Genomic DNA, 14,541 nt, shown 5'->3' with positions numbered 1-14,541 from the left:
CCAGGCGTAAAATACCGCCAGCTCCATCACGTCGAATGCGGCAGGCGATCGGCACTATCGACGTCCTGACGCGGCAACAAGCCTAGCCCAGCGTGTTGGTCGCCCAATCTGCGGCGATGTGCGGATGGGTGGGGGTGGGCTCGAGATCGTTGATCAGGCGCAGGACGCGCGGCGGCGTTAGCGGCAGGCTGGAGACCGGCTTGCCGATTGCGCGCGCAACCGCACAGGCGATGGCCGAGCCGACGGCAAGGATCGGGACTTCGCCTGCTCCCTTTGTCCCGAGCGGGCCCATCGACGGCGCGCCCTCATAGAGATCCGCGACGACAGGCACGACATCCCCGGCCAGCGGCACGCGGTAGGTCTCGAAGCCGTCCTCTGCGATCCGGCCGTCAGCGGTGATCGTCACTTCCTCGTGCAGCGCATAGCCGAGGCCCTGGACGACGCCGCCCTGGATCTGGCCCATGATGGCACGGCGGTTGAGCGCGCGTCCAACATCCTGCACCACCCGGTAGGCCAGAACCTCGACATGCCCGGTATCCGGATCGACAGCCACTTCGGCCTCGTGAACCACGAAGACGGGAATATCGAGCGCGTCGATAAAGTGGCCCATCGCACAGCCTGCCATCGCCGGCGTGTTCTTTGCGGTGAAGCTGCCCGTACCGCTGATCGGCCCCGTGGTCGATTGCGCATGGGCGACCACCGTCGGGATGGCGACGCCGGTCCCGGGTCGCCCGGCAATTTCCACCCGCCCTTCGCGCAACACCAGGTCGCTCGCGGCGGTCTGCAACATCTCACTGGCCGTCCGCAGAAGCTTTTCACGGACTTCGGCCGCCGCACCCACACTCGCCGCACCGATAGAGACGGTCGTCCGCCCGCCACCGACCCCGACATCCAGCCCGGCGGAATCCGTATCTGCCTCGCGCACCACGACCTGCTCCGGTCGCAGCCCAAGCTGGCCGGCAACGATCTGCGGCAGCGCCTGCACCATTGTTCCCGAGCCGATCTCGACGCCGGACGTCACCAGCGTGGCGCTGCCGTCGGCATTCAGATTGATGGTCGCGGCAGATGGCCCAACGAAGATGAACCAGGTTCCCACCGTGGTGGCGCGGCCATAGAGGCGACCGTCGGCGCGGGCTTCCGCCGTTCCTGTCTTTTCCCGCAGTGCCTCCATCCGCTCCAGCATCGGACGCAGGACGTCACCCTCGAACACCTGTCCGGTCGGGCCCAGATCGCCGTCGCCAAGCACATTGCGCTTGCGGAACTCCATGGGGTCCATGCCGATTGCGGCGCATATCTCGTCGGTATGGCGCTCCAGCGCAAAGCCGTTATAGACGCCGTTGCAAGCCCGGAAGGCGCCGTTCGGCGGCGTGTTGGTGTAGACGGCGCGGCTGACGAGGCGGGCAGCGCCCAGACGATAACTACCGCCGAGGGTATGGGAGGTCATGGTGGTGAGAAAGACCTGTTCGCCGCCATAGGCGCCGCAATCCATCAACACGACGGCCTCGCGCCCGACGATTTCTCCTTCGGTTGATACGGCCGAGCGAATTTTGATTTCTGCGTTCTCCCGGCAGAGGCAGGTGGCCATCTCTTCCTGCCGAGTATTCTCCAGCATGACGGTCCGGCCCGTGATCCGAGCCAAGAGTGCCGTAATCGGCTCGATCGACGCATCGAATTTCAAGCCGAATGCGCCGCCGACCGGCGGAACGGTGACGCGAACGCGGCCCGGCGGGAATTGCATGACGCGACCGGTCACATTGCGCACAGTCCATGGCACCTGCGTCGATGTCTGGATATGCGCCCGGCCGTCCTCCCAGCTGCCGATTGCGACACGCGGCTCGAAGGGAACATGGCTCTGCCTGCCGACGACGAAATTGCTTTCGACGATCGTCACATCGGGGCGGGCAAAGGCGGCATCGACATCGCCTCGTACCGATTTCGCTTCCCAGGCAATGTTGCCGGATCGTGCACCGCCCTCGGTCAGCACTTCATATGTCCGCCAGTCCTCGTGCAGCGATCGGGCGCCGGGCGTCAGCGCCTCCGCCATCGTCAGCACGGGGGCAAGGGGTTCGATCTCCAGAATGATTGCAGCCAGGGCCGCCCGCGCCTCGGCCTCGCTTTCGGCGGCAATCGCGGCGAGCGGCTCGCCATTGTAGCGGATCACATCGACGGCAAAGAGCGGGTGGTCGGCGATACCGATGCCGTAATTGCCGGGCGCATCCGCTGCGGTCGCAATTCCCAGCACACCGGGGCACTCGAGAGCAGCGGAAACATCGAGCCGCGTAATGCGGCCAGCGGGCACGGAGGACCGCAACAGGACAGCGTGCAGCATATCCGGACGGGCCCTGTCATTGGTGTATTTCGTTCGTCCACGCAGCTTGTCGCGGGCGTCTCGGCGGGGAAGATCCATCACGGTCGTCGAAGCATCAGTCATGGACGTGCTCCTCGGCCGGTTGTCCGAGGTAATCCATCACCGCATCGATAATGCGCTCATAGCCCGTGCATCGACAGATATTGCCCACCATTGCCGATTTCACATCGTCCCGGCTGGCCGTCGGATTGTCGCGGAGGAACGGCGCAAGGCTCATGACCATGCCCGGAAAACACATTCCGCACTGGACCACATCCGCCGCCTCGAACGCGGCCTGGAGAGGATGCAGCGGTCCATCGCCGGTCGCCATCGCCTCGATCGACAATACGTGGGCGCCATCGAGCAATCCCATCGGGCGGAGACAGGACATGATGGCCTCTCCGTCGACACTCACAGTGCAGGCACCGCAAAATCCCTCGCGGCAAACGGCCTTGGTGCCTGTCAGGAAACGTTCCTGCCGCAGTATATCGACCAGCGGCGTCATCGGATCGCCGTTGAAACGATAGAGGGAGCGATTGATGTGAAGCGTCACGGTCATCGGGTGGCCTCCGTCTTCAGAAGTGCTGCCATGCATCGGCGGGCAAGCGCCGGCAACACCTGCCGCCGGTACCAGCCATCCGCCTCCATTCCGTCGCGGGCCTGGAAGTCGTTGCAACCGGTGGCAAGGGTATAAGCTCTCTCGGGTTCAGCGGGCGATCCGCCCGGCTCGGTGGCAAGCGCGTGTTCTAGCGAAAGCCAGTGCCGCGCCACATGCTCGACAGAGCCGACGGCAACGAGAATTCGGCCATCGAGGCGGCGCGCCATCGAAACGAGGGCAACCGGATAGTCGCCTGCCCGGCGCAGCGGCAGCCTCACATGCGCGGTGGCGGCGCTGTCGCGGTTGATGATCACCCTGACGAGGATGGCATCGGCGAGCAGCCGTTTCAGATCCGTGAGAAACGACACCATCGGGACACGCATTGTCCCTTGGTTGCCGTACAGCTCGACTTCCGCCGCGAGGGCCAACAGCGGGGGCAGAAGATCGGCGGCGGCGAAGTCTTGCGTGCAGAGATTGCCGCCGATAGTTGCCACCCGGCGGATTGCCGGGTTGGCAGCGCCGGATGCAGCTTCAGCCAGCGCCTCAAGGCCGCCTATGCCCGCAAGTGACCGGGCGAGCGCATCATGTGTTACGGCCGCACCGATCGTCACGCGATCGGTCTCGATGTGGATGCTGGTCAGCCCGGCAATCTTGTGGAGCGACACCAATGCGTCCGGCAACGCGTGGCCCCGACGCGGATTGCGCATGAGCCACGTTCCGCCGGCCAGGATCGCCGCACCCTGTCGGCGCGCGGCAAGCGCTTCCTCGATGCTGCCGGCAACTGTCAGGGACCGCTGCAGATGTTCGGACATTGACCTTCTACCCCTTCAATCGCCGTCTTTGCGGCTTTCCAGCATCATTTCAGAGGCAAGCCTGCCCGTGAAATAGTAGTTTCCTGGATGTAATATCGTAAAAAGAGATACGCCCTTCCCAAGCTCAACCGAGGCAATGCCGCTGGCGCTCACTTCCAGTGTGCTACGCTGCGCCTCTCGAAGCTCTCGCGGAATTGCCGGGTCGTGTTCTCGAGGACGTTGCCGCTCTCCCAATCGAGAATGACCGCGAAGCGACGAACTGCATCCATGGCGTCGATCTCGCCCGACTTGTAGCGAGCAGATACCATCGCCGGATCCGAACGCGCCCATTGCTTGCGATTGTCGCGGATTTCGGTGCGGGCAGCTTCTGTTGCGGGGAGATCGATTTCGTACTCGCAGAGATCGCGATCTATGACCTTCAACACGACGCCGTAGTCGACCTTGGCGCGCTCGATGGAGACATAATCGTCGATCACGTCCTCCAGCACATGAAGCGGATCGCGCTCCAGCGGATCGCCAAAGCCGCCGCCACCAGCTGTCGGCCGGGCGAATTGATCGCCCGTGAACACCGGATAGTCGGAAAAGACCGAACCGAGCCAGGTGTCGACCTCCTCGCCCGCGCGGCGGATCGTCAGCCCGTGCGGCATAGAGGGGAGCCCGCCCTCGACACCCCAGACCACGGCGCGCTCGCGATCGCAGATATAGGACATCACGGCATCTTCGGCCGCCAGCAACACCGAGGTCTTCTGCACGCCGACACCGCCACGCCATTTGCCGGGACCGGCGGAATCCTGCTTGATCTGAAACTCCGTCGTCCGCGTCGGGTTGACGCGCTCGTTACCTTCGTTCGGCTGCGACATCAGGCCGGTTCCAAAGCAGGCAGTCGTCACGTCGGCGCCGTCCTTGCCGTTGCGCCCACCCCATCCCCCCGGAAGCCACTCGTAGAACATGAAGATCGGCTTTTCCGGTTTGCGCGCGTCGCGACCCCCGGCCAGCAGGTATTCGAGGTTGAAAGCGCATGCGATGGCGCGTTCCGGCATGATCTGCGACCACATCTCGAAGATCGAATTCATGATTTTCTCGAACGGCATCAGGAATCCTGTGACTGCCACCGGCCACTCGGCACTGACAACGCTGTTTTTCGGCGCGGTCACCTCGATCATGCGATAAAAGCCGCTGTTAAGGGGAAGATCAGGGAAGAAGGTCTTCATTCCCGCGACCACCGCTGAAAAGGTCGCCCCCGGTGCGGAATTGTACATGGACCCTATCGTCTTGTGGCTGCCGGTAAAATCGTAATGGATCGTGTCGCCCTTGATCGTCATCTTGATGTGGATGGGGATCATCCCTTCGCCGCCACCGAGATCGCGATCGATATAGTCGACACTTTCCCAGGTGCCGTCGGGCAATTCGGCAAGGCGCTTGCGGACGGCCCGCTCGACGTAGTCCTGAACTTCCTCCATGCCGCGCACGACAGTGTCGCGGCCGTATTTCTTGACGAGACGCAGCAGTTCCCGCTCCGCTACCTGGGTCGCCTGGGCCTGCGAATGGATGTCACCGATGATCGATGCAGGATCGCGGGTATTGGCGGCGATCAGATTGGCAACATCGGAGCAGAAGCGGCCGGCACGGAATAGCCTCACCGGCGTGATGCGCATGCCTTCCCGGAACATGTCGCGGGCTGTGACGTCGAAGGAGCCGGGGACCGACCCTCCGAGGTCCGACCAGTGCCCGTTCGACTGCGAAAACCCGATCAACGTGTCCTCGTCGAAGATCGGGCGCACGAGCCGCACATCGCTGAAATGGGTCCCGCCGGCGTAGGGATCGTTGATTGCGTAGACGTCGCCCGGCGCCATGTCGCCTTCGAATACACGGATGACTTCCTTGCAGGTATTGTGCAGCGTGCCAACATGGACTGCGATGTCGTAGTTGCCCTGTGCAACCGAGTTGCCATCGGCGTCATGCAACGCATTGGAGAAGTCGCGGTTGTAGATGACGAACGAATAACAGGTGCGCAGCATCTGTTCGGCCATCTGGTCGACCGTGGTGATGAAGGAGTTCTTGAGCACCTCGAAGGTGACCGGATCGAGGCTCTTTTCGGTTTCGACGAAGTTGGTCATGTCTCAGCCTTTCGTTCCGATAAGAATATTCAGGAATGCGTCGACCCTGGCGCTCATGCCTGGCGGGACAACCGTGGTCGAATCGAACTGTTCGACGATTGCGGGGCCGGAGATGGTGGCACCCGCTTCGAGCCCCTCACGCTGATAGATCGCCGCATCGTAGGATTTGCCGTCGAACCAGACCGCGCGTCGGTCGAGGGGCGCAGGCGCATGGTCGCGCACCGGATATTTCGGCAGCTCGGCCTTGGGCACGAGACCGATCGCCTTGACTGCGACGCGAAAGATGGCAACCGGGGCTTCGTCGCGGCGGTAGTTGAACTCGCGCTCGTGCTCCGCGTGGAAAGCATCGATCAGGGATGCAATACTCACGATCCGGGCGGGTGCGCTGATAGCGAGCGAGCGCCACTGGCCCTGATACATCATCTCGACAGTCCGCTGGAGCGCCATATCCTGCGGCGCTATCCCTTCGTGCAGCAAGCGCTCGGACGCTTGCGCCTCCATGCGCTGGAACGCAGCCTCCAGCTCCGCCGGCGCAACGATGGAGGCGTCGGTCATGAAGCTTTCGGAGAAGTCGTGCTGCACATCGACAAGCAGGCAACCGAGGGCCGAGGTGACGCCGGGATTGGGAGGCACGATCACGGTCGGAATGGAAAGCTCCCTTGCGACAGCCGCCCCGTGCAGGGCGCCGGCACCTCCGAAGGCAACGAGCGCGAAGTCGCGCGGATCGTATCCACGGCTGATCGACATCAGGCGTACGGCATTGGCCATGTTTGCATTGGCGACGGCAACGATTGCCTCGGCAGCCGCGTGAAGCTCCATGCCGAATGGTGTCGCCACCGTTTCCTGTACGGCCTCCTCGGCAAGCGCCGGATCGAGGGTGATCTTGCCGCCTGCGAGGCTGCTGCCGAGACGGCCGAGGACGACATTTGCATCTGTGTTCGTGGCAATCCGATTGCCGTTTCGATAGCAGGCCGGGCCGGGATTGGCGCCGGCCGACTGGGGGCCGTTGCGTAGCGATCCGCCCTCGTCCTGCCAGGCCAGCGACCCGCCGCCGGCACCGATCGTCAGCACCTCGATAGAGGGAAAGCGGATGGGATAGCCGAACTCGATGTACCAGTCCTTGGTGATACGAGACTGACCGTTCCAGGCGAGCGAAACATCCGTGCTCGTTCCGCCCATATCGAAGCCTATCGAGTTCTGAAAGCCGCAGAGATTGCCGATAAAGCGGCTGGCGATAGCGCCCGCCGCGATCCCCGATCCCGCGAGCCTGGCGGAGAAGTCTATAACACTCGCTGGCGTCATCACGCCACCGCCGGAATGCAGCAGCAGCAGGTCTCGCTGGTAACCGCCGGCAGCCAGCTTTTCGCCGAGCCGGGAGACGTAATCGACAACCACAGGGGCGCAGACTGCGTTTGCCATGGTCGTCGAGAAGCGTTCGTGCTCGAAGATTTCCGGCATGACTTCGGAGGAAATCGACACCGGCACCTCCGGCATCGAGGCCTTGAGGATATCGCGCATGCGCCGTTCATTTGCGCCATTGACGTAGGAATTCATGAAACAGACGGCGATGGACTTGATGCCACGCTTTTTCAGAATCGCGGCAACACGATGGGCATCGTCCTCGTTCAGGGCTTCGAGGACCGTGCCCTCGGCGTCGACACGTTCGCCAACCGTCAGCCGGTCGCGTCGCGGAATGTACGGCTTGGCGACATCCTTGTAGGTATCCCAGAGGTCCTCCTTGTTGGCACGCCGGATCTCGACGACATCGCGAAAGCCTTCGGTGCAGACCATTGCTGTTCGCGGCAAACGGCGTGTGATCAGCGCATTGGTGGCGACCGTGGTCCCGTGCGAGAACATGGTAACCTCGGAAAGCTCGATGCGGCCCTGCTCGATGCCGTTCATGATCGCCTGCATCGGATCATCCGGGGTCGACGCCGTCTTCTCGATACGGATCGACCCGGTCTCCTCATCCATGATGCAAATGTCGGTGAAGGTGCCTCCCACATCCACCGCAACTCTCGTCTTCGCCATGATCTATCCTCTGGATGGTTCGACCGGACAGCACTCTTCGCTCGCCAACCCCTCACGGAATGGCGCTTCGATTGTCCGGTAGTTGCGAAAGTCCGGATCGGTCGCCCGGACGGCGTCAAATGTCCCCTTGCCGCTCGGCCGAAGTGGCTAGTGCGGCTTTTTTCCCGGGTGGGTCCTACCTGCCCGAAGCAGGGCCTCGCGGCGCGTCTCGCTTGGCGAGCAGCCAAATTTCGATCTGTAGTGACGGCAGAACTGCGACTGGTCGGTGAAGCCCCAGCGATAGGCGATTTCAGCAATCGTCGTGGTGACGGTCAGCGACATCAGTTCCTCGGCACAGCGCTCCAGACGGCTGTCGCGGATGAAACCGTTGATCGACTTGTTGCTGTCCTGGAACAGGCCCTGCAGGTAGCGCAACGAAATGCCGCCAGCTTCCGCTACCGATTGCGGACCGAGATCTGCATTCTTGATATTGTCGCGAATGTACTGCTCGGCACGATGCAGGTGCCCTGCCCGTATCGAAGAGATATTGCTATCGAGCACGCGGTCGTCGCTGACGATCGACAGGCAGAGCATTTCGAGAATGTGCCGACCGGTCAGTTCACGCGCGACGTCGTCGATGTCGTCGACATGGTTGATCGTCGTCCGTACCGTATCGAGAAAGAGGGCGGCGACACCGCGGGTCCCGTCAAAACTGAGCGCGCTGAACCGATCCGTCGAGCCGATCCGTGAGCGCACGCTCGCAGCCGGGACCTTCAGCACCCAGAGGGCATTCGGGCGGCCGTGCCAGAATTCATAGGGCGCATCGCCACGCTCCAAAATGAATCCACCCGGCTTGCAATTGACGCTGCGCGAGCCTTGCGAGAAGTCGATTTCGCTGACTTCAGGAATGGTGATGAGAAGACTTGCATCTCGTTCGTTGAGAAAGTGGCGGCGGTGGCGACGATAGCTGACGCCGTCGCACTCCATCCTCGACACACCGACGAGGCCTAGAGACCATGTCTCCAGCACGCCCCTGAATTCCCGCCTGTTGCGGTATTCGGTATCGAGTGGAAAATAGGTTTCGGTCACCGCAGCCTGCCAGGCATCGCCCCCGGCTTGACCGCTGATATCATCGACGACGTATCTCATGCATCGACTTCCCCTGTAGGCCGGCTTTTCCCGGTTCCTGCTATTGAGGGCAGAGTACATCAATTCGGTGGGTCGTATTGCTAAAAAACGCATAAACTTATGAGCATGGCCGTGCTGCGACCCAAGTAGCCAGCCAGCCCGGAGACCTCAGCGGGGGACGGCAACCCTGGCACGCTCGTTGTGGAACCCGAGCTTGTCGGAGATCTCGTTCGCGGCCGTCAACAGGCTCTCCAGATAGAGTTCGCGGTTGCGCAATCCATCTTCCCGAGGCGCGACGAGGCAGAGGGTGGCAATGCAGTTGCCACCGGCCTGGTAAATCGGCACGGCGAAACAATGGGTGAAGTTTTCCACCTCGCTGTTGAAGGTGAAATATCCATCCCGCGCTGCAGTCCGCACCTCGGCCAGAAAGGCTGCAGGATCCAGCTGCCTGCCATCCGGCAGCGTGAAATCTTCCGGCGGGATCAAATCGATGATCTGCTGGTCGGTCAGGTGTGAGACGAGCAGCCGTCCCGACGCCGTCCAGGGGATCGAAACTGTTTCGCCTACGTTGGAGGAAATACGGAAGGGTCGAATGCCCTCGCGCATCATCGCGACAGTGTACTTGTTGCCTTCGAGCAGACACATCTGGGCAGTTTCGCGCGTTTCCACCGCAAGCCGGGTCAGCATGCGCTCGCATTCCCGCATCAGATCGAAATGCTCGGCATAGGCTGTTCCAAGGAAATACAGACGACGGCCGAGGAACACCCGCCCGTCGTCTCCCTGATAGTCGAGCATGCCATGGCCGAGAAGCAGGTTGACCAGTTCGTATACCGAGGATCGCGGCGCGCCTATTTCCGCCGCGATCTCATTGGGCCTCATGGGCTGGCGCTTGACGCGCAGAAACTCCAGGATCTCGAAAGCGCGATCCAGTCCTCTGGTGCGTCGCGATGCGATCTCGACAGCAGCCTCAGCCATGCATTTCTCCAATATTCAGGCGCGATCCGAGCGATAGGCGACGCAATCCACCTCGACCTTGCAATCGACCATCATGCGCGACTGGACACAAGCGCGCGCGGGAGGATTCTCGCTGAAATATTCGGCGTAGACGCCATTGAAACTCCAGAAATCCCGCGGATCGTCGAGCCAGACACCGACGCGCACCACATCCTGAAGCGTGTAGCCGGCCTCATCGAGGATGGCTATCATGTTGTCGATGGCCTTCCGGCTCTGGGTGACGATGCCGCCGGGCACAATCTCGCCATTCTCCATGGGGACCTGACCGGAAACATAAAGCCAGCCACCGGCTTCCGTAGCCCGTGCGAACGGAAGGGGTTGACCGCCAGCGCCTTTTTCTCCGGCGCCATAACGTTTGATCGTCATAATATTTCACTTTCCTGCTTAGTTGAAACTCGAGGTCTTTAAAAACTCGGCGAGCCGCTCGGTCTTCGGCTGTACGAACATTTCCCTGGGATCGCCCTCTTCGCAGATGACACCCTGGTTCATGAAGATAACCCGCGACGACACCTCATAGGCAAAACGCATCTCGTGCGTCACCAGCAGCATGGTCATTCCGTCTGCCGCCAGGCCCTTGATAACCTGCAGTACTTCGCCCACCAACTCCGGGTCCAGCGCAGAGGTCACCTCATCGAACAGCATCAGGCGCGGGGACATCGCGATCGCCCGGGCAATCGCAACGCGCTGCTGCTGGCCACCCGACAGCTGGCCGGGATAGTGATCGCTGCGCGCCGAGAGGCCGACGCGATCGAGCCAGCGCTCGGCAAGCGTCCGGGCTTCGGCTTTCGGCATCTTCTTCACCTTGACGAGACCGAGCATGACATTTTCGGCCGCTGTCATATGGGGAAAGAGATTGAATTGCTGGAAGGCCATGCCCGTTAGCGCGCGCTGGCGTGCGATTTCCCGTTCGCTCTTGCGGCGGCGCGAGCTACCTTCGATGTGGTAGCCAATCTCCTCGCCATCGAGGTTGATGGTTCCGCCCTGGAACTCCTCGAGCATGTTGATACAGCGAAGCATCGTCGTCTTGCCGGAACCCGACGAGCCGATGATCGAGATCACCTCGCCTTCCGCGACGGAACAATCGACGCCCTGCAGCACTTCATGGTGGCCGTAGGTTTTCCGCAGGCCTTTGATTTCAAGCATGGTCTTGGCCATTGGCAAGCCTCCTCAAGATGGCAGCATGGTCTTGCGCTCGACGAATTTGCCAAAGCGCTCGATCCCGAAATTGACGACGAAATAGAGGGCGCCTGCGAGGAAGTAGAACTGCAGGCTCATGAAGTTGCGCGAGATGATCTCCTGGCTGCGCAGCAACAGCTCGGCCACTCCGATGACCGAAAGCAACGTCGATGCCTTGACGATTTCTGCAGCCGTGTTGACCCAGGCCGGAAGGCACTGGCGCAACGCCTGCGGCCAAAGCACGGAGGTGAATGTCTGCGTGAACGTCAGGCCGATCGCCTTGGCGGCTTCCGTCTGCCCCCGGGGGATTGCCTGCAGCGCGCCGCGCACGATCTCACCGACATGTGACGAGCAGAAGATCGCCAGCGCCAGCACGCCGGCAGAAAAAGGACCGAGGTCAAGACCGACGGCACTCGAGACATAGTAGCTGGCCAGAACAAGCACGAGAACCGGCGTGCCGCGGATGATGTCGGCATAGGCCCGCACGACAAACCGCAGCGCCATGTTACCGTAAGCCAGAGCGAGCCCGACGAAGACACCGACGACCGAGCCGGCAACGATGGCCAGCAGCGAGATCGATATCGTCATCATCAGCCCGCTGACGATCACATAGCGGGCAATCCAGAGCTGTTCGAGGAAACTGTGGGACATCGGCTTACCTCGGCAGCGCCAGGCGGCGCTCGAAGAAGCGCATGACGGCAGCAATGAGAAGACAGGTGACGACATAGAGACCGGAGGTGACCATCCATGTCTCGATGACACGGAAGCTTTCGACATTGATCTTGCGGGCGGCGAAGGTCAGTTCCGGCACGGCAATGGTCGCTGCAAGCGATGTGTCCTTGAACAGGGATATGATCGTCGAGGACAGCGACGGCAGCACGTTCCGGAACATCAGCGGCGCGATAATCGAGGTGCGGATCTGGCTCGAGGTCAGGCCGATGGCGAGGCCGGCTTCGGTCAGGCCCTTCGGAATGGACAGCAGCCCGGCGCGAAATACTTCCGCCAGATAGGCGCCCGAATAGAGGGAAAGCACCAGGATGAAGCTTTTCACCTTGTCTAACCTGAATCCCATCTGCGGCAGCGCGAAATAGGCAAACAGGACCAGCACGAGGATAGGCAGGTTGCGTATCAGCGTCACATAGCAGCGCGCCGGGATGGCCACGAACCGCTGCTTAGACAGCAAGGCAAATGCAACCACCAGGCCAATTGCGGCGCCGATCACGATCGAGATGACCGCCAGGCCGAGGCTCAACGCCAAACCGCTCCAGAGAAAATCGAAATTGCGCCAGACCGCAGAGAAATTCAGCGTGTAACCCATGGTCGTCCTCGGAGAAACAGGGAGCGAGGGATGCCTCGCTCCCCGGAGCCAGTTACTTGAATTCGACCGGGAAGCCGATCTGCGGCGGTGTCAGGTCCTTGCCGAACCAGGTCTTGTAGGACTTCGCATAGGCATCGAACTCAACGCCGGTCATTGCTTCATGCAGAGCCGTGTTAACGAAGTTCAGCCAATCCTGGTCACCGCGCTTGACACCGCAAGCGTAGGTCTGCGGGTTCCAGCCATAGCCGGCATCCTTATACCTGCCGGCATTCTGGGTCATGTACCAGGCGAGCGATGACTGGTCGGTGGCGACAGCATCGGCCCGGCCGGATTCCAGAGCCTGGTAGATGAGATCGACGGAGTCGTACTGGTCGACCTTGGCGTCCGGAAGCGCTGCGTGGACCATGGCTTCGGCATAGACATTCTGCAGCACCGAAACGGTGACCGACGAGCCTGCCGCTTTCAGCGCGGCATAATCGGCATACTGGCCGTCAGCCTTCAGCATGAGGCCGACACCTTCGCGGTAATAGGGAATGGTGAAGGCAATCTGCTGGGCGCGCTCGCCGGTGACGGTCATGAACTGGCAGGTGATGTCGACCTTGTTCGTGGTGATGTTCGGAATACGGGCGTCGGACGACTGGTTGACGTATTCGATCTTGTCCGGATCGCCGAACAAGGCCTTTGCGATGATGTGGCCCATATCGACATCGAAGCCCTGCAGCTTGTCGTCCGCACTCTTGAAGTGCCACGGCGCATTGGTGCTGCCGGTACCCATTACCAGGTGGCCGCGTGCAAGCACTTCATCGAGCTTGCTGCCGTCGGCAAGAACGGGGCTTGAAAAAACGACTGCTGCGGCCAGGGCGATCAGGCCGGCACGAATAGAAAAGGTCATGACGTTCCCCTTGAAAAGATGATTTATTGAATGTCCAATATACCGGACATACGTCTGTTTTACTGGATTTTGATAAAAAGCTTTATCAGCCATGAATTGTCAAGCGGACGACGCTAAAAACGTCGCACTGTTTTTCAGTGGCTAAATTTGTGGCAGTGCAGCAATTTGGGGGGAACCGGAGGCCAGTCGGGGAGTGTCGGCAAAGGGCGTGACGTTGCCCTGAAATCTGCGGCTGAGGGTGGCAAGCGCAAAACCGGGCATTTTCAAAATATGCCGAACAGCGCTAACCGACCAATTAGCCTGTATTCTAGAAAACTTGCGTTTCAGCGGCCGAAGCGTGTCGCGTGCCGTCGGGCATGCCAGCCTTCAACGGTCTTTCTCCAAGCTCTTGCTTGGGACGGCTGCGTCTGCCCTAGGGCTTGCAACCGATGCACGCCCGGTCCTTGCAAGGTACACTTCGATACCGGCGCGGGTCAGGAAGGATGCGAGACCGACGAGGATGGCGACCACGCGGATAAGCATCTCGTCCCGGTCCACCTTTGTCTGTCGGGCGGCAAGAAGTGCTTTTTCGGTTTCGGTCACGTCGCCGATGACTCGCCGGATGCTGTCCATCGTGGCTTTCTGCATCATTTCGAGTTCCATCGTCCTCGCCGCCTCGAAACCCTTGGCGTCATGCGTGGTTATCGATTGCTGCAAGTCCGCGAGCTTCTCGTCGATAAGACCGTTCAGCCTGCGCACCCGTTCCACCTGAACTGTGTTGTCGGAGATCGATACCGCCAAGGTCGCGCGCAGTTGCGTCAGTCTCGTCAAGGCCTTTTCGTACGGATCCAGATAGCGGCTATCTCCGCTCAACAGGTATCCCCGCTGTCCCGTCTCGGCATCGTCGAGGCCGATCAGTACGTCTTTGGTGGTGTCTATGACCTGATAGGCGTGGACGACGAGTTGTTGATGGTTGCTCAGCAAACTATGCGTCCAGCTGGTGGCAACGACGCCGCATGCGATGACCATACCGACCGGAATAGACCGCAGCAGCACAGGCGTCGTCAGATATGAGCGCCTCAGCCCTTGCCACGACCAGTCCATCATTCACCTCCCGTCACGATCCTGAAACACGCAATACCTCAGGCTC

13 protein-coding genes are annotated in these 14,541 nt (G+C 61.2%); all 13 read right to left on the bottom strand.

Annotated elements, in window-relative coordinates:
* Positions 1-82: 82 nt before the first annotated feature.
* The gene (locus tag J5289_RS25505) at positions 83-2,431 is read right to left on the bottom strand and encodes a xanthine dehydrogenase family protein molybdopterin-binding subunit (RefSeq protein ID WP_209185601.1); all 2,349 of its coding nucleotides are present in this window, start codon (positions 2,429-2,431) and stop codon (positions 83-85) included.
* Positions 2,424-2,906: a (2Fe-2S)-binding protein gene (locus tag J5289_RS25500; RefSeq protein WP_209185602.1), complete on the bottom strand. Its 483-nt coding sequence runs from the start codon at positions 2,904-2,906 to the stop codon at positions 2,424-2,426. Before J5289_RS25500 ends, J5289_RS25505 begins: the two co-directional genes overlap by 8 nt.
* A complete protein-coding gene (locus J5289_RS25495) occupies positions 2,903-3,757 on the bottom strand; it encodes a xanthine dehydrogenase family protein subunit M (protein ID WP_209188065.1) in 855 nt (284 codons plus the stop codon). The genes J5289_RS25500 and J5289_RS25495 overlap by 4 nt, the downstream gene beginning before the upstream one ends.
* A 149-nt stretch (positions 3,758-3,906) precedes the next feature.
* A complete protein-coding gene (locus tag J5289_RS25490; protein WP_209185605.1) occupies positions 3,907-5,874 on the bottom strand; it encodes a hydantoinase B/oxoprolinase family protein in 1,968 nt (655 codons plus the stop codon).
* Positions 5,875-5,877: 3 nt separating this feature from the next.
* A complete protein-coding gene (locus tag J5289_RS25485) occupies positions 5,878-7,905 on the bottom strand; it encodes a hydantoinase/oxoprolinase family protein (protein ID WP_209185606.1) in 2,028 nt (675 codons plus the stop codon).
* 147 nt (positions 7,906-8,052) lie between these two features.
* On the bottom strand, positions 8,053-9,033 hold the full coding sequence (locus tag J5289_RS25480; protein ID WP_209185607.1) for a helix-turn-helix domain-containing protein: 981 nt from the start codon (positions 9,031-9,033) through the stop codon (positions 8,053-8,055).
* Positions 9,034-9,180: 147 nt separating this feature from the next.
* Complete coding sequence (locus J5289_RS25475) at positions 9,181-9,987, bottom strand: IclR family transcriptional regulator (protein ID WP_209185608.1); 807 nt, start codon at positions 9,985-9,987, stop codon at positions 9,181-9,183.
* Positions 9,988-10,002: 15 nt separating this feature from the next.
* Positions 10,003-10,392, bottom strand: a complete 390-nt coding sequence (locus tag J5289_RS25470) for a RidA family protein (RefSeq protein WP_142824993.1) — start codon at positions 10,390-10,392, stop codon at positions 10,003-10,005.
* Positions 10,393-10,410: 18 nt separating this feature from the next.
* Positions 10,411-11,181 (bottom strand): amino acid ABC transporter ATP-binding protein, encoded by a 771-nt coding sequence (locus J5289_RS25465; protein WP_280637918.1) that lies wholly within the window; start codon positions 11,179-11,181, stop codon positions 10,411-10,413.
* Between the two features lie 12 nt (positions 11,182-11,193).
* Entirely contained in the window at positions 11,194-11,853 is a 660-nt protein-coding gene (locus J5289_RS25460) for an amino acid ABC transporter permease (protein WP_209185609.1), read from the bottom strand.
* 4 nt (positions 11,854-11,857) lie between these two features.
* Positions 11,858-12,520, bottom strand: a complete 663-nt coding sequence (locus tag J5289_RS25455) for an amino acid ABC transporter permease (RefSeq protein ID WP_209185610.1) — start codon at positions 12,518-12,520, stop codon at positions 11,858-11,860.
* Positions 12,521-12,572: 52 nt separating this feature from the next.
* Positions 12,573-13,412, bottom strand: a complete 840-nt coding sequence (locus tag J5289_RS25450; protein ID WP_209185611.1) for a transporter substrate-binding domain-containing protein — start codon at positions 13,410-13,412, stop codon at positions 12,573-12,575.
* 366 nt (positions 13,413-13,778) lie between these two features.
* Entirely contained in the window at positions 13,779-14,498 is a 720-nt protein-coding gene (locus J5289_RS25445) for a CHASE3 domain-containing protein (RefSeq protein WP_209185612.1), read from the bottom strand.
* Between the last annotated feature and the right edge of the window lie 43 nt (positions 14,499-14,541).

The organism is Rhizobium sp. B230/85 (genome assembly GCF_019355735.1).
Lineage (GTDB): Bacteria > Pseudomonadota > Alphaproteobacteria > Rhizobiales > Rhizobiaceae > Rhizobium > Rhizobium rhododendri.
Note: the sequence above shows the minus strand (reverse complement) of the source record. Positions and strands in the feature narration are given on the sequence as shown.